Consider the following 15,287-nt stretch of genomic DNA (forward strand, 5'->3'; position numbering starts at 1 on the left):
CATCTATCATCTATCATCTATCATCTATCATCTATCATCTATCATCTGTTTCCTGATCTTCTCAATGGCATTTTTCATACTGAGGTTAAAATGTTCCTTTTCCAGTCGGATCGGCGGTGACTGCCGGACTTCACAATCCGGAATGCTGCACGACTCACAGGTGACTCCTACATTGATCGTCTTTAAGGTTGGAGATTTTATAAAACCTATCTTTTTGATGGTTTGGGAGTTCAATAAAATTCCAAGACAATAGCTTCTGTTGCTTCCATCTGAAAAAGGATTTTTCTGTGAAGTGGAAATCACCAGATAGCTTACTCCCTGATCCTTGTAATGTGAGATCTGAGCATCGGTAAGCGTTTCATTCTCCTTTAAATGATGCAGGTTTTTTACGGCAATCCATCTTCGGCAGTAATGTTCGTTCATCGCATTGGCGTGCGGTGCCTGCTGATGATTCAGGTGAAGTTCCTTTAAAATCTGGATTTTATCCGAATTCTTTTTCTTGACCAGACACAGGTAAAATAAATCCTTTATTCCCAATTCAGAAGAAAGTAAATTGGTCAGTCGGTAATAAAATGTTTCAGGAGAGTCGGTAAAACTTTCAATCAGCTCTTCAAAGCTTTTCGGTTCCCAGGTGTGCTGAAGCAAAAATTCTGAGGTTTTTTCAAGCGTTTGTTTCTTGGGAATTAATAAAGCACCGGCAAAATAAGACGCATAAAAATTATTCAGGATTTCTTCAAAACTTCCGAAATCCAGCCACGAATAAGTGTTGGGACGAATCTTTAATTCCAAAACATTAAACCCTATTTCCTTAGCCAGAATAAATGTTCTCTGATCTTTTTCAAGCTTCCGGTTCAACAGTAAAAGTTTTTGTTCAGGAACAAACAGGGAACGCAAATTATCCAGTATTCCAAATTGTTCAAAATCCTCAGACTGGATGCTGTAATGAAATTTTTCCGTAAGAATGCTTTCCAAAACAGAAGCTCTCAGATCTTTGTTGGTGTCCAACCCGTTTTCTTTGATGAATTCAACTGTTTTATCCTCAATTTCAGGGAAATAATTATCATACAGCTCCTGAAAAGATCTGAGGACAGCAAAGTAAAAGCGTTCTTTTCCCAAATTGTAATTCTGTGAAATCTCAATCAATGCATTAATGAAAGCAGTTACCTTTTTAGGCGCATCACTGATGATGCTGATCAGGTTGTTTTTGCTGATTCCAAAAAGATCCAACGGTATTTCCTTGAAGAAATCCGATTGCAGAATCTCGTTAAATGGAGCTAAGCTTTTGTCGAGTTTAGTAGAAACCAGCTCGTCAAAAGTAGAGCCCAGCGATTCCGAAAGCTGAATGATTTTATCATGCTTCGGATATTTTTTTCCATTTTCAATTTCATTGAGGTAAGATTTGGATAAACCGGTCTTCACCGCAAGATCCTGCAGAGACCAGTTTTTCTTTTGTCTCAGCTGTTTCAGCTTTAGTCCGAAAACGGTTTTGATAAAATCACTTTCTGAATTCATATTCAAATATAAAAAATTGAATGCGATTATTCGCATAATAAATTTTTAAAATATTTAGCGAACGTTCGCTGATTGTGAAAATTTTTATTTATGTTTGTAACATCAAATCACAAAATCAATAGGTTATGGAAACCAGAACTCAGTTAAAAATAAAAGCTCAGAAGCAGTTTGAAGAGGTTTTTACTCCGGAACTAACCGATTTTATCGTTGCACTTCATCAGAAATTCAACGCAAAAAGATTGGCACTTTTAGAAGAAAGAAAAAAAATACAGCAGTTTTTTGATTTGGGAAATCTTCCTCAATTTTTTCCTGAAACCGAAGAAATAAGAAATGGAAGCTGGATCTGTGCATCACTTCCCGCTGACCTTTTAGATAGAAGAGTAGAGATCACAGGACCTGTAGACCGGAAAATGATCATCAATGCTCTCAATTCCGGAGCATCAACCTTTATGGCTGATTTTGAAGACAGCAGCTCGCCAACCTGGGACAACTGCATTCAGGGACAGATAAATCTGGCCGATGCGGTAAGAAAAAAGATAGATTTCACGACTGAAAATGGAAAATCTTACCAGCTTAATGAAAAAACAGCGGTTCTTCAGGTACGTCCACGAGGTTTGCATCTGCCGGAAAAGCATATGGAGATCAATGGTGAAGAAACATCAGGTTCACTCACGGATTTTGGAATTTATTTTTTTAACAATGCTCAGCACTTAATTAAAAACGGAAGTGGTCCCTATTTTTACCTTCCGAAATTAGAACATTATAAAGAAGCACGCTGGTGGAATGAGGTTTTTGTTTTTGCCCAAAATTATCTTGGAATACCAATAGGAACCATCAAAGCAACGGTTCTCATTGAAACCATTACCGCTTCATTTCAGATTGATGAAATTTTATTTGAATTAAAAGATCACAGTGCCGGACTCAATTGCGGAAGATGGGATTATATTTTCTCATTCATCAAAAAATTCAGAAACCTTCCCGCTTTTATGGTGCCGGACAGAGATCAGGTGACCATGGCTTCACCATTTATGAGTGCGTATTCAAAAAGAGTGATCGAAATCTGCCATAAAAGAAACGTTCATGCTATCGGAGGAATGGCAGCGCAAATTCCTGTAAAAAACGATGATGAAGCGAACAAAGCGGCTTTTGAAAAAGTAAAAAAAGACAAGGAGCGTGAAGTGAAAAACGGTCACGACGGAACCTGGGTGGCCCATCCTGCTTTAGTCTCCATTGCAAAAGAGATTTTTGATGAACATATGCCAACGCAAAATCAAATTGATAAAAAATTGGAATACCACATCAAAGAGGCAGACCTGTTGGAAGTTCCAAAAGGTGAAATTACTGAAAAAGGAATCAGAAAAAATATCAACGTAGGTATTTTGTATCTGGAAAGCTGGCTGATGGGAGTGGGTGCAGCTGCTATTTACAATCTCATGGAAGATGCCGCCACCGCAGAAATTTCCAGAACGCAGCTGTGGCAATGGTTACAAAATGAAGCAAAACTTGATAACGGGCAAATATTAACCCGCGAAATGATTCTCCAATGGGAAGCGGAAGAAATAGACCACATCGAACAATATGTAGGTGAACAGCGTTTTAAAAATGGGAAATTCAATCTTGCGAAAGAACTTTTCAATGAATTGGTATTCTCGGAAAAATTTGAAGAATTCCTGACTTTGAAAGCGTATCCGTTTATTGAGTGAGAGCGTATATAAGTAGGAGTATTTTAGAGTGGGAGCGTTTGATTTTAAGAGAATTGGCTTTTGGAAAGCGGGACGATTCTATTATACTAAAACCATCGACTTTACCTCATCATTCATAGCTCATCAATGATATCTCAAACAATGCTAAGACTCTCTCATCCCTGAAACCTATCATCTAATCCCTAACAAACAACAAATCCAAAATATTATGAAAACAAGACAAGAACAAATCCAGGCTATAGAACAGGATTGGCTGAACAATCCCCGCTGGACAGGAGTGAAAAGAACCTATACCGCTGAAGAAGTAGTAAAACTTCGCGGTTCTTATAAAATCGATTATACGATTGCGACAGAAATGGCAAACAAATTCTGGAATAAATTAAATAACCAGGATTACGTGGCAGGACTTGGTGCATTAACCGGAAATCAGGCAGTTCAGGAAGTGGATGCTGGACTGGAAGCGATCTATCTTTCAGGGTGGCAGGTAGCGGCTGATGCCAATTTATCAGGAGAAATGTACCCTGATCAGTCATTGTATCCTGCGAACTCAGTGCCTTCTGTGGTGAAAAAGATTAATAACGCATTGTTGAGAGCAGATCAGATCCAGTCGGTGAGCGGAAACGGAGATAAAGAGTATCTGGTTCCCATTATCGCAGATGCTGAGGCAGGATTCGGAGGCAATCTGAATGCTTTCGAACTGATGAAACAGATGATCGAAGCAGGAGCAGCAGGGGTTCATTTTGAAGATCAGCTTTCTTCAGCAAAAAAATGCGGACACCTGGGCGGGAAAGTTTTGGTTCCGACTCAGGAGGCTATTAATAAATTGGTTGCAGCCCGTCTGGCTTCGGATGTATTGGGGGTTCCAAGTATTATTATTGCAAGAACAGATGCAGATGCAGCAGATCTTCTGACTTCAGATATTGATGAAAGAGATCGTAAATTTGTGACGGGAGAAAGAACTTCCGAAGGATTTTACGTGGTCAATAATGGAGTAGAGCAGGGAATAGACCGTGGTTTATCTTATGCGCCTTATGCAGACCTGATCTGGATGGAGACTTCTAATCCCGATCTGGAACAGGCAAGAAAGTTTGCAGAAGGAATTCATGCTCAGTTTCCGGGAAAAATGCTCGCATATAACTGTTCACCCTCATTCAACTGGGCAGCCAGATTAAGTGTGGAGGAAATGGGGAATTTCCGTGAAGAGCTTGCGAAAATGGGTTATAAATTCCAGTTTATTACACTCGCTGGTTTCCATGCATTGAACACCGCAATGTTTGAACTCGCATTAGCGTATAAAGAAAGAGGAATGGCAGGGTATTCCGAACTGCAGGAACGTGAGTTTGCTTTGCAGCAGAAAGGATTCAGAGCGGTAAAACACCAGTCGTTTGTAGGAACGGGGTATTTTGATGAAGTACAGAATGTAGTGACTAACGGTTCTTCTGCGACCGTTGCTATGAAAGATTCTACGGAAACGGCGCAGTTTCATTGATCACTTTCCCTATTTAAATAAAATTTTCAAAGGTGAACCTTCTCAGTTTTGAGAAGGTTTTTTGATCGAAATTAGAATTAAAAAATTAAAGTTTATATATTTGATTAGTAATGCAGAAGAAAAAATAATGGATTTAGTTTATCAAAAAGAAATACACGTAACCGAAGAGCATATCGACAAGAATCATCATGTCAATAATGTGCAGTATGTACATTGGGTGGAAGAAATTGCCGGTGAACATTGGGATTCTTTGAAACACAAAACGGAATTTGCAGAATTTGCATGGATCCTCGTTGATCATCATATTCAGTACAAGAAACAAGTGTTCTTACATGATGTGATCACGGTTAAAACCTATCCGAAACCTCCTGAAGGCATAAAACAACCCAGAAAAGTTGAATTCTACTGCAAGGATAAGCTCGTGGTAGATTCAGATACGCTTTGGGTTTTGGTAGATCTGAAAACTCAAAAGATCAAAAGGCTGGAAAGTGACTGGCTGGATAATATCGTTGAAGAATCATAAGTTTTCAAAGTCATCTGTATCATCATCAAAACGGATCTGCTCCAAACTATAAAGTATCGATCCATTTGTACAGATCTGTATCAGCAGATATTCCGAATGATTTCCTCAGCCTGCTTTTCCTTGTCTGAACGGTCCGTACTGAAATGTGATTGTATTCTGCGATATCTTTTGTAGTGAAACCCAGCTTGAGAAGAGCGCATAATTTAAACTCCTCGGACGTAATATCCGGATTTATTTCCATGAGATTATCATATAAATTGGGAAATGAAGATTTTATTTTGGGTATGAAAGCAATATCATCATTCATGGCTAGTTTTACCAGATTCTCCAAATCCAGATCATCTTTTCTGTTGAGTTTTGTACGCATATCGGAGATGATTTTTTCGCTTCTAAGAAGCTTCTGGTATAATTCCAAAACCGTAAAGTGTTTTAACATAATAAAATATCCGATAATTGCCAGTGCCACAAACACCATTATAAAAGTAATAAGTCTTTGATTTTTTGAAAATTCTAAATTTCCCATGTTACCAATGCTGAATATTCTGAAATCATAATAATGACTTGTGAGAAATAAAATAAATACAGTAGCAAAAATAATGATGATATACTTCAAGGTTTTTCTTGTATTAAAAATAAACAGAGGACTGGTTAATAGCGGGAAATAATACAATGACATGCCATTTTCAAAACCTGATGTGGATGAGAAAAAGAAAACCACCAGGATGTAAAGCTCTATAGTAATAAGGCATACTAAAGAATTTTGTCGAACCTTCGTAAAAAAGAAAAGGATCAGGGAAATAACTCCCAGTATAAACAACACTTCAAAATAATTTTCAAACCCAAACCACAAGTCCCTGAAACTGTTGAAAATCAAAATAACGCCTATAGAAAATGAGAATAAATTTAGTCTTTGGCCATCAAGACGCTTAAGGTTGTCTGCATCGGGATCAATATGCAGATTCAGTATATAATTCAGTATTTGATGTAGCATTGTTAATAAATAAATGTAAAAAGATAATGCTTATTTATTGATAAATTAAAGTTTTAAAATTAATTTTCTGTAATGTTAAAAAAAATAGTATTGTTTATATATAATTGTTTATCAGTTAAATAAAATTAAATTTTTCTTTGATAAAACTTGAAATAACATTCCCGGAATCCTTTCTGTTTAAAAAAAAGCATACCATTTTATACCACAAAGTGTCTTTTCCATTTGGATACTGTGTTACGGCTTAATTTAAAATGGATGGCAAGCTGGCTGTTGTTGAGTTGATTTTTTTTCTGGTAATCAAGTATTTTAAGAATGTCTGTTTTTGTGTACGAACGGTGCCTCTGGTTGGCTGCAAAAGTTTCTTTGTTCGGGAGGCCGAAAATTTTTTCGTTCAGTTCTATAATGTCCATAACAGATAAGTTTTCTTTTTGTAATAATCGCATGCAGGAATCTCTTTTATTTGGAAACTCTTTTATAATGATATCGTTATAGATTCTGTTATAATCAGGGATTAATTTTTCCATAAGTAGTTTTTATTTTAATTTCATATACCTTTTCATCTTTGAAATACAGCCATAATACCTTTATTCTTCCCAGCCAACTCTTAGACAAAATGTAAAACCAGAAATCGGCAGGATAATAGTTAAAGTCCTGTTCAAGAAGCTCTGTTATCTCTTTCTTGGATTTTCCTATGAGATAAACATATTTATTATTTTTCATCTTCATCTTTATATTTGCTTATCCACTTATAAAGAGTTGTTTTTGGGATTTTATAATGTTCAATTACTTCCAATCTTGACATTTCTCCCGACTGTATTTGCTTCAGAATAAAGCCAATAACTTCTTTTGTATACATGCTTTTACGGAACTGAGGTAAGATTGTTTTCTTGTAGCTCTTGTTTTCTGCGCTTTTGGTTACTGGAGCATACAGGATCAAATGCTGTGAATACAGCCTGAAAAAATCATATTCTAACAGCTTGCTCCATTTCAACAGATTTTCTGTTTCTATACTTGTTGCCTTGTAGACTTCCTCTATTTCCTGTTCCGTACATTTCATAAAATTACAGATACGGGAAAGTTCTATTTCGCGTGCTGCAACTTCTTGTTCAATCAATGATCCTATTGGAATCTCTTTAAAATTCATTTGTTTATGTTTTTGAAGTCCTATAGAAACCGGCAGACAGATTCATCTGCCGGATAGGAAAAATTTAAGGTATTTTACTGTTCTATTTTTATATATGCTTTAGTATCAATGGGATTATTTCCGGTTGGCTCTGCCATTACAGTTACAGGATAAGCGGTTTCTTGGCTACTTGTTCCGGTTTGTTATTTTGGTGGAAGCACAAAGCTGGCTGTCCCCTTACTTTCATGACTGTATAATAAATAGTAACAAAATTTTTAATAGAATTTGAAAATCATTGTGAGGATGACATTCTTTGTGCTGTCATAAAGACACGTCGGATGTTATTAGTAGGATCATTATCATTTAGGTTATCTACAGAAACATAAACTATTATTCTATACCAAATTCCATCAACAATTAAATCTATTGTTTCCATCTCCTGTGAATCATCACTGGAGCTGGTGGCTGTTACAGCAGTTGAACTACCATTCATATTATCTCCCCAGTTAAGATAAACTCCGTTATCGGTTTCCATATAACCTCCTGAGGCTAATAAGACATTCGCACGCCGGAAATGGTCTATGCTCGATGACGCTACATACCATAGCTTGATATTACCCGGAGAGACATTAACTAAACGAGGATTGTAGCTCACCGCTCCGGAACCTTGATTGGAGCTTACAGTAAAATTAAGATCCAATCTTATCTTTCCTCCTAAAACAGCATTATAAGAGCTGCCAATCTGTGTACTCAATAATCCTACGTACGTCGCTGGTAATCTATAAGTAAAGAACTGGTATTCACCGGGAGCCAGCACTTTTCCAAGGCCAACTGATGCACTGCAGCTTTGTCCTCCGATGGAAAGGGGAAATGTTGTTGTACTGGGACTGGATACCGTTGGTATCCCGGAAATGCGATAGTTTAAAGTACCGGATCCCTGCGCAAAATTACTCTGTGAAAGTGTTGCTGTAAGTCCGTTGACAGGTCCTATAGATTGTGCAGGGTACATTCCTTCATTTCCTCCCGCATACGGAACAGACATGGTGCCTGCAAAAGGAACACCACTAGTATAGGTAAGCGGCTCCAGAGTATTGTCTGTGCATGTCAAACTACCGATGGTGCCAAGCTGTGATGAACGTCCATCAAAAGGTCTCCATTGGTAGCCGTCCCAATATACATAGCCTTTATAGGTAAGGGCAGCTGTTCCTAAATTGAATACTAGTAAACCAGTGGCCGGACTTGGAATTGTAACCGCATCGTTATATGCTGTTAAAGCTACTCTTGGACCTAAAAATCCCTTTTTGTTGGTTGTGGCAAGCTGGCTTACATTAAGTTCCAGAATAGCAGATGCATCGGGATCTGCACCGATACCTGTTGATCCTGATGCAGTGACAATAAAATCATCTGCTAACTGTATTGCGGTGGGAGTTCCTGTAGCAGCATTGTTTTTGCCGCCATCTATATTGAAAATCCCTTGTGGATTTTGTGTATTGATACCCACCTGGCCGAAAGCTAACGAACCGATCGTTAATGTAAAGATGATATAAAATTTATTTCTCATTTTGTTTTCTCATTTTAGAAGAATGAAAAGAGCTTTATAATAACTCCCTTCCCGGATTGATATATTTGAACTTATACTTTTTTTCATGTAGTGTATTGAAAAGAGGAGGAGGACGGATCTGTATTCCTGATAATAAAGTCCTTTTGAATACTACTGTTTTGAAAGGTTGCTTTGGGAAATTTTTATTTTCGTATACAGCAACCATTTTGTATTTATGCTGTAATACTAATGCTGATTGTTTTTCCTTAAAAGGATTGGTTATAACACCAATATTTACTGATTTTTTATTGGAAACTATAACAGAGTTTTTATTTTCAGAGATATAGACTTCCCGTTTGTAAACTTTTTTCTCTGTTTGAAAAATAATGCCGTGCTTTTTAAGTAGACTGCCATTTGTTCCTGTTGGTAATTGTGCATTGATATTATAAAAAAGGCATAGCAAAAGAAGCATGCAGGATGCTTTTTTTATACGGTAACTGCTTTTCTTTAATTGTATTTTCACCTATGAGAGAATTAAGGTGCAAGATTAGCCTTATTTTTTCCTGTAATAAAGGAATGAGATACGCTGAGGATACTTTCTCTTTATATTTAAGGATACTACATAGATACTGTCAAAAATACCAATATTGATTTAAGTTTCTTATTATCAGTAATATAATGTTGTGAATATATTTGAATTTTGAACTTATGGTGATGTTCTCAAAACGCAGATCTGGGCAATAATCTGGTAAAAGTTGATCCTAAGAAAATTAAGAAAACTACTAATTCTTCTTGCGGATAATTGTAAAAATCACATAGGGTGAAAATATTTAAAAATTAATGAAATCAAATTTTATAAACATTTATTATTAGCCAGTTACAAAACAAAATTAAGAGTAGGTTTTTTTCCTGCTCTTTTTTATTTTAAATTTGAGCATTATTTTATGGTTTCATTGATAGTTGACACATATTTTGACACAATTAAATTTGATTTAATTTTAATATCTTGAAAACCAGTTATTTAAAAATAGTACATTTAATATGATACGTATTACAAAAATTTTCACATTCGAAACAGCCCATGTGCTGTACAACTATGATGGGAAATGTAAAAATATGCACGGACATTCCTATAAACTGTTTGTAACGGTTAAAGGAAGGGTGATTAATGATTTGGAGAATTCCAAAAATGGAATGGTAGTGGATTTCGGAGATATAAAAAGTATCGTAAAATCTGAGATCGTAGATCTGTGGGATCATGCAGTTCTTGTCAATGCGCTGTCTCCCCATAAAGAATTAGGCGAAGATCTTGAAAATAAAGGACACAAGGTGATCTATTGCAGTTTTCAGCCGACCTGCGAGAATATGCTGTACGCTATTGCTGCCAAAATAAAATCAAAACTTCCGGCTGAGGTTTCTCTGGCCTATCTTAAACTTCACGAAACAGAAAACTCTTATGGAGAATGGTTCGCAGAAGATAATAAGTAACAGTAATTTACCCATAAAAATTCAGACCGGTGTTAAAAACGATCATTAATTTAGAATCTGGAAAAAAAGTCTATTTCGCTTCAGACCAGCATTTTGGAGCTCCTGATCCTAAGGAAAGCAAGATGCGTGAAGAGAAATTTATCCGTTGGATGGATGAAATCAAGGAAGATGCTCAGGTTTTGTTTTTAATGGGTGATCTTTTCGATTTCTGGCACGAGTGGAAACACGTTATTCCCAAAGGATATGTGCGTGTTCTCGGGAAAATTGCAGAACTGAAAGACAGAGGGATTCACATCTATTTCTTTGTAGGCAACCATGATTTGTGGATGAAAGATTATCTTGAAGAAGAAATCGGATGTACCGTTTTTTATAAGAAACAGTACTTTGAGATGGGTGGAAAAGAGTTTCTCCTTGCTCACGGAGACGGTCTCGGGCCTGGTGACAAAGGATACAAAAGAATGAAAAAGCTGTTTACGAATCCCGTAGCACAGTGGTTTTTCAAATGGCTGCATCCCGATATTGCCATGAAAGTCGCATTGTATCTTTCACAGAAAAATAAAATGATCTCCGGAGAAGAGGATAAAGCCTTTTTAGGAGAAGAAAAAGAATTTCTGATTATCTATTCGAAAGAAAAACTGAAGACTCAGAAAATCGATTATTTCATTTACGGTCACCGTCACCTTCCTATGGTTTTGGATCTGGAACAGAAAGCAAAATACATTAATCTGGGAGACTGGATTTCCTATTTTACCTATGGCGTTTTTGAGCATGATTTTGAACTGAAAACGTTTAAAGACGGCACAAAAAAAAATTACCCCTGAGAGAGGTAATTTTCGAATGAACCGAAGCTCACTCTTGTTTTTAATCCATATTCCAAATTAGTAATTGCAAGAAGTTTACCAAAGTGTAATTTTGCAATGAAAAAATAGTAAAAAAATATAATTTTTTATATAATTCATTCATTTTGAATTGATAAGGAGTTTTTAAAATAGTCTTATAAAATTGGAAAATATATTCAGCATACAGACAGAACAGGATTTCCTGAATGCATCATTGGCCGCTTTTCATTATCAATATGAACATGTTGAGATCTACAGAAAATTTGTAGATTACCTGAAAATAAACCCTGATGAGGTCAATACGTTGACGAAGATTCCTTTCCTGCCGATCGAAATGTTTAAAAACCATCAGATCCTGGACAAAAAACCGAAGACTGATTTGTTTTTTCAGAGTTCCGGAACTACGCAGATGAATCTTTCAAAACATTTTATCGCCGATCCCGGTCTCTATGAAGAAAGCATTTATAAGAGTTTTGAACAGTTTATAGGAAAACCTGAAGATTTTATTTTTCTGGGCTTACTTCCAAGCTATCTTGAAAAACAGAATTCATCTCTCATTTATATGGTGGATTATCTGATGAAAAAATCTGCAAAACCTGAGAACGGCTATTTTCTTTATAATCATTCAGACCTGTTTGAGCTTTTAAACAATTTGAAAGATAAAAAAGTCATTCTTTTCGGAGTGTCTTTTGCCTTGCTTGACTTCCTGGACTCTGTGGAATCCCTTAATCTATCTGTTAACGGATCTCAGAATCTGGCGGTGATTGAAACCGGAGGAATGAAAGGCAGAAAAGAAGAAATGACCAAGGATGAACTCTTGAAAATTCTGCAGAACGGTTTTAAAACAGAGAAGATCTATTCCGAATATTCAATGACAGAGCTTCTCTCTCAGGCCTATTCGCTGGGCAACAATGAATACAAGTGTCCCAACTGGATGAGAATATTGGTACGGAATGCAGAAGATCCTTTTTCCTACGAACAGGAGGGAAGAACCGGAGCTGTTAACATAATAGATCTCGCTAATATCCATTCATGCTGCTTTATTGCAACACAGGATTTGGGTAAAAAACTTCCAGGTGATACATTTCAGGTGCTGGGAAGAATAGACCATTCCGATATCCGCGGATGCAGTTTGCTGGTTTCATAAAGCTCAGTTTTAAAAATAATAATGATCTCTTGCTATGAATCTCTTAAAAAATTTCTTTTTAATGATCATGCTGACTGGGGTGTCTTGTCTTTTATCTGCCCAGAAAAAGAAGGAAAAGGATATCTGGTCCGGGACGTACCTGATGAATGAGATCAATAAAGGAGTTTCTACGACTACAGACACCTTAGTGGTTACCAGAATTAAAGATGCTGATCCTAAGGAAATTCCTGCTAAAGAAAAATCTGATCTGGCAAGGTGGTCGATGACTTCAAAAAGAGATGGAGGGAAGGATAAAATCATCATTAAGCGGTTTTTATTTGACATCGAAGATGACCGTGATGCCTATAAAGAATTCGGGTGGACAGATCTACACAAAGATGGAAAAATGAATTGTATGGATGGCGGACATTTTTTTATTTGTCAGACACAACCTGATACTACCGTTATGTTTGGAAAAGATGAATCTTATGTGACCAAAACGGGCATTTTTGGAATCTGGCTCCATTATGGCGTTGTCGAACTGCAAAAGAAATAATCTCAATTTAAACTTTAATTGTCATGCTGAAGATCGAAGAACTTGTTCACGCTTATATCCATTCCCACTGCGATTTCGAAAAAGAAATTGTACTGACGAATTATTTTCAGGCCGACTGGGAAGCGGATATGCTGTTGATTGATTCTGAAGGATTCAGTCATGAAATTGAGATCAAACTTTCGAAAAGTGACTTTAAAAATGATTTCAAAAAATCATACCTTAATAAAAAGACCGGCGAAAAATTTCTGAAACATGACAAGATTTCCTGCGGTGATTATATCTGCAATGCGTTCAGTTTTCTTCTTCCGATGGGTATGATAGACCATGCCTTAATTCCCGGACACTGTGGGATTATTGAATTCTATCATAACGCAGACACCTGGGAAACGGAGTTCTACCTTATACGCAATCCCAAAAGAGTGCATGAAGACCCTTACTGGAAACTCAATGATAAAGATGTTTTTATCAGAAAAATGGCGCTAAATCTGCTGCAGCGAAAAATGGAGATGAAAGGAAAACAGGAAGAACTTATTTTTAAAAATCCTTTTGAAATCAAGAAAATCAAATAGATATCAGACATGAGTCATCCGTTTTCAGCAATGTATAAAGTTTCCGTATGCGAATTTCGTGCTTTAAACCAGCCACTAAACTCTTCCCAAAACTAAAATTCAAAACTTAAAACCAGCACACAGCCGTACAATAAAATAGGCCGCCAAAAAATGGCAGCCTAATGTTTTGATATAATGATTGGAATTAATCAGCAACAACTTCCGTTGAATCTCTCTGAAGTAAAAACTTGTAGATCAATCCTCCTGTAATTCCTCCCGCAATAGGCGCTGCCCAGAACAGCCAAAGCTGAGACATGGCAAGCCCACCCGAAATGACAGCCTGCGAAAGCGATCTTGCCGGGTTTACCGAAGTATTCGTAATCGGAATAGAAATTAAGTGGATCAGTGTTAAAGCCAAGCCAATCGCAATACCGGCAAACTTTCCGTTAGCCCATTTGTCTGTAGCTCCCATGATGACAATCAGGAAGAAAGCCGTTAATAAGAATTCAGCAAGAAATGCCGCTCCCATACTGAATGCTTTTCCATTATAGACCGCTTCTCCATAGAAGTTGGTCGCAAAAGCGCCCGGTTTTGAAAAATCTACGGCTCCGGAACCACTAAGGATAACATACAGACATCCCGCAGCCAAAAGAGCTCCAAGACACTGTGCCACAATATAAGGGATAAGGTCTTTTGCAGAGAACCTGCCTCCCGCTAAAAGTCCGAAAGAAACAGCCGGATTGAAATGTCCGCCGGAAATGTGCCCGACAGCATAAGCCATCGTAAGAACAGTAAGACCAAAGGCTAAAGATACCCCTAAAAGGCCAATGCCAATATCGGGAACTCCGGCAGCAAAAACTGCACTTCCGCAGCCGCCGAAAACAAGCCAAAATGTGCCGAAAAATTCAGCAAAAAGTTTTTTTATCATATGTTTATTGTTAAAAGTATCTCAAATGTAAAATTTAAATCTTAAAATAGAAAGATAAATCTTTAAAATATTTCAATTTATTGGGAAGAAAAATTAATGATTTAATAATTTGGTTTGATGTTTGTTGGGAATTTTTTCAGAATGACAGTAAGCGGGAGTTGAATGGTATGACATAAATGTTTATCTTTCGTTTAGTAATTTAAAAGCGTGGTTAATGAGAAAGTTTTTTTGTGCGGCCTTTGTGCCTTTTATGTATAGCTTTTATTATTCGCAGGCAGCAAAAAAAGTACTTCCCTGCTATGATCTTACGTCTGTATTAAAAGTGGAACCCACTACTCTGTACAAATCGCATCTGGATGCATCAAAAAGTTTTGGCATAAAGTTGCTTATAGACTCTAAAACGGTGCAGAAATATATCAGCAGCGGAAAGTTTCATAAAATAAAAAAAGCAGGAAAAGGATATCGCGTCCAAAAACTGGATTACAGCCGGGCCTATATGGTTTCCAAAGCAAAGAGTACCCTCGAAAAAATGGGGGCCAGGTTTAGCAAAGAAACGAAAGGGCATACTTTTACGGTTTCATCCATTACAAGAACATTGGAAGATCAGTGCAGGCTGAGAAGAGTAAACTCCAATGCATCGCTGGGAATAAGCTCTCATAACTACGGAAACTCCTTTGATATTTCCTACATCCGGTTCAATGATGTGCTGAAATACAATCCTAAAATGGAAGTGGCACTGGAAAAGGTATTAAATTTTTATGCAGCTGCCGGCAAAATTTACTATATCAAAGAAAGACAGCAAAGTTGTTATCATATTACAGTAAGAAATTATTGATGTATTAATTTCAGACAATCTCAGTCTAAGGTCTCTTATCAACAGATGATTCTCCATAAATCACAAAAATATTTTAACGGATAGGC

Annotated in this window: 17 protein-coding genes; 9 read left to right on the forward strand and 8 right to left on the reverse strand. The window is 36.9% G+C overall.

Annotated elements, in window-relative coordinates:
- Positions 1-27: 27 nt before the first annotated feature.
- The gene (locus EG346_RS11030) at positions 28-1,512 is read right to left on the reverse strand and encodes a helix-turn-helix domain-containing protein (RefSeq protein WP_123878639.1); all 1,485 of its coding nucleotides are present in this window, start codon (positions 1,510-1,512) and stop codon (positions 28-30) included.
- Between the two features lie 125 nt (positions 1,513-1,637).
- Between EG346_RS11030 and aceB the strand changes: the two genes are divergently transcribed.
- The 3 genes from aceB to EG346_RS11045 all read left to right on the forward strand — a co-directional run bounded on the left by aceB (position 1,638) and on the right by EG346_RS11045 (position 5,227).
- On the forward strand, positions 1,638-3,215 hold the full coding sequence (aceB, locus tag EG346_RS11035; protein ID WP_123878641.1) for a malate synthase A: 1,578 nt from the start codon (positions 1,638-1,640) through the stop codon (positions 3,213-3,215).
- A 208-nt stretch (positions 3,216-3,423) separates the two neighbouring features.
- Positions 3,424-4,704 (forward strand): isocitrate lyase, encoded by a 1,281-nt coding sequence (gene aceA / locus EG346_RS11040; protein ID WP_073335220.1) that lies wholly within the window; start codon positions 3,424-3,426, stop codon positions 4,702-4,704.
- Between the two features lie 127 nt (positions 4,705-4,831).
- The gene (locus tag EG346_RS11045) at positions 4,832-5,227 is read left to right on the forward strand and encodes an acyl-CoA thioesterase (RefSeq protein WP_123878643.1); all 396 of its coding nucleotides are present in this window, start codon (positions 4,832-4,834) and stop codon (positions 5,225-5,227) included.
- 46 nt (positions 5,228-5,273) lie between these two features.
- On the opposite strand, the gene EG346_RS11050 is transcribed toward EG346_RS11045, so the two are convergent.
- The 6 genes from EG346_RS11050 to EG346_RS11075 all read right to left on the reverse strand — a co-directional run bounded on the left by EG346_RS11050 (position 5,274) and on the right by EG346_RS11075 (position 9,353).
- The gene (locus EG346_RS11050; protein ID WP_228425812.1) at positions 5,274-6,218 is read right to left on the reverse strand and encodes a helix-turn-helix transcriptional regulator; all 945 of its coding nucleotides are present in this window, start codon (positions 6,216-6,218) and stop codon (positions 5,274-5,276) included.
- A gap of 197 nt (positions 6,219-6,415) precedes the next feature.
- Positions 6,416-6,742: a helix-turn-helix domain-containing protein gene (locus EG346_RS11055; RefSeq protein WP_123878645.1), complete on the reverse strand. Its 327-nt coding sequence runs from the start codon at positions 6,740-6,742 to the stop codon at positions 6,416-6,418.
- Positions 6,723-6,938 (reverse strand): hypothetical protein, encoded by a 216-nt coding sequence (locus EG346_RS11060; protein ID WP_123878647.1) that lies wholly within the window; start codon positions 6,936-6,938, stop codon positions 6,723-6,725. Before EG346_RS11060 ends, EG346_RS11055 begins: the two co-directional genes overlap by 20 nt.
- Entirely contained in the window at positions 6,928-7,362 is a 435-nt protein-coding gene (locus tag EG346_RS11065; protein ID WP_073335215.1) for a transposase, read from the reverse strand. Before EG346_RS11065 ends, EG346_RS11060 begins: the two co-directional genes overlap by 11 nt.
- Before the next feature lie 271 nt (positions 7,363-7,633).
- Complete coding sequence (locus EG346_RS11070) at positions 7,634-8,902, reverse strand: phage tail-like protein (RefSeq protein WP_123878649.1); 1,269 nt, start codon at positions 8,900-8,902, stop codon at positions 7,634-7,636.
- Positions 8,903-8,936: 34 nt separating this feature from the next.
- Positions 8,937-9,353, reverse strand: coding sequence for a hypothetical protein (locus tag EG346_RS11075; RefSeq protein ID WP_123897652.1), 417 nt, complete (start codon positions 9,351-9,353; stop codon positions 8,937-8,939).
- A 569-nt stretch (positions 9,354-9,922) separates the two neighbouring features.
- On the opposite strand from EG346_RS11075, the gene queD reads away from it, so the two are divergent.
- The 5 genes from queD (at position 9,923) to EG346_RS11100 (ending at position 13,459) form a co-directional block, all read left to right on the forward strand.
- A complete protein-coding gene (gene queD, locus EG346_RS11080) occupies positions 9,923-10,369 on the forward strand; it encodes a 6-carboxytetrahydropterin synthase QueD (RefSeq protein ID WP_073335212.1) in 447 nt (148 codons plus the stop codon).
- A gap of 29 nt (positions 10,370-10,398) precedes the next feature.
- A complete protein-coding gene (locus EG346_RS11085) occupies positions 10,399-11,190 on the forward strand; it encodes a UDP-2,3-diacylglucosamine diphosphatase (protein ID WP_123878653.1) in 792 nt (263 codons plus the stop codon).
- A gap of 181 nt (positions 11,191-11,371) precedes the next feature.
- Entirely contained in the window at positions 11,372-12,355 is a 984-nt protein-coding gene (locus tag EG346_RS11090; RefSeq protein WP_123878655.1) for a LuxE/PaaK family acyltransferase, read from the forward strand.
- Positions 12,356-12,416: 61 nt separating this feature from the next.
- Complete coding sequence (locus EG346_RS11095) at positions 12,417-12,890, forward strand: phosphate ABC transporter permease (RefSeq protein WP_123878657.1); 474 nt, start codon at positions 12,417-12,419, stop codon at positions 12,888-12,890.
- Between the two features lie 23 nt (positions 12,891-12,913).
- Entirely contained in the window at positions 12,914-13,459 is a 546-nt protein-coding gene (locus tag EG346_RS11100) for a hypothetical protein (RefSeq protein WP_123878659.1), read from the forward strand.
- A 184-nt stretch (positions 13,460-13,643) separates the two neighbouring features.
- Here the strand turns inward: EG346_RS11100 and aqpZ are convergent, their stop codons facing one another.
- Positions 13,644-14,363 (reverse strand): aquaporin Z, encoded by a 720-nt coding sequence (aqpZ, locus tag EG346_RS11105; RefSeq protein WP_123882635.1) that lies wholly within the window; start codon positions 14,361-14,363, stop codon positions 13,644-13,646.
- 217 nt (positions 14,364-14,580) lie between these two features.
- Here aqpZ and EG346_RS11110 point away from each other — a divergent pair, with 217 nt between their 5' ends.
- Positions 14,581-15,201, forward strand: coding sequence for a DUF5715 family protein (locus tag EG346_RS11110; protein ID WP_123878661.1), 621 nt, complete (start codon positions 14,581-14,583; stop codon positions 15,199-15,201).
- Positions 15,202-15,287: the final 86 nt, after the last annotated feature.

Origin of the sequence: Chryseobacterium carnipullorum (assembly GCF_003815695.1) — a bacterium.
GTDB lineage: Bacteria > Bacteroidota > Bacteroidia > Flavobacteriales > Weeksellaceae > Chryseobacterium > Chryseobacterium carnipullorum.

Excerpts from the sequence above, each read along its gene's own strand:
- queD (WP_073335212.1), top strand. The coding sequence starts at position 9,923 with ATGATACGTATTACAAAAATTTTCACATTCGAAACAGCCCATGTGCTG.
- aceA (WP_073335220.1), top strand. The coding sequence starts at position 3,424 with ATGAAAACAAGACAAGAACAAATCCAGGCTATAGAACAGGATTGGCTG.
- EG346_RS11030 (WP_123878639.1), bottom strand. The coding sequence starts at position 1,512 with ATGAATTCAGAAAGTGATTTTATCAAAACCGTTTTCGGACTAAAGCTG.
- EG346_RS11060 (WP_123878647.1), bottom strand. The coding sequence starts at position 6,938 with ATGAAAAATAATAAATATGTTTATCTCATAGGAAAATCCAAGAAAGAG.
- EG346_RS11075 (WP_123897652.1), bottom strand. The coding sequence starts at position 9,353 with ATGCTTCTTTTGCTATGCCTTTTTTATAATATCAATGCACAATTACCA.
- EG346_RS11045 (WP_123878643.1), top strand. The coding sequence starts at position 4,832 with ATGGATTTAGTTTATCAAAAAGAAATACACGTAACCGAAGAGCATATC.
- EG346_RS11055 (WP_123878645.1), bottom strand. The coding sequence starts at position 6,742 with ATGGAAAAATTAATCCCTGATTATAACAGAATCTATAACGATATCATT.
- EG346_RS11065 (WP_073335215.1), bottom strand. The coding sequence starts at position 7,362 with ATGAATTTTAAAGAGATTCCAATAGGATCATTGATTGAACAAGAAGTT.
- EG346_RS11070 (WP_123878649.1), bottom strand. The coding sequence starts at position 8,902 with ATGAGAAATAAATTTTATATCATCTTTACATTAACGATCGGTTCGTTA.
- EG346_RS11100 (WP_123878659.1), top strand. The coding sequence starts at position 12,914 with ATGCTGAAGATCGAAGAACTTGTTCACGCTTATATCCATTCCCACTGC.
- EG346_RS11110 (WP_123878661.1), top strand. The coding sequence starts at position 14,581 with ATGAGAAAGTTTTTTTGTGCGGCCTTTGTGCCTTTTATGTATAGCTTT.
- EG346_RS11050 (WP_228425812.1), bottom strand. The coding sequence starts at position 6,218 with ATGCTACATCAAATACTGAATTATATACTGAATCTGCATATTGATCCC.
- aceB (WP_123878641.1), top strand. The coding sequence starts at position 1,638 with ATGGAAACCAGAACTCAGTTAAAAATAAAAGCTCAGAAGCAGTTTGAA.
- EG346_RS11095 (WP_123878657.1), top strand. The coding sequence starts at position 12,417 with ATGATCATGCTGACTGGGGTGTCTTGTCTTTTATCTGCCCAGAAAAAG.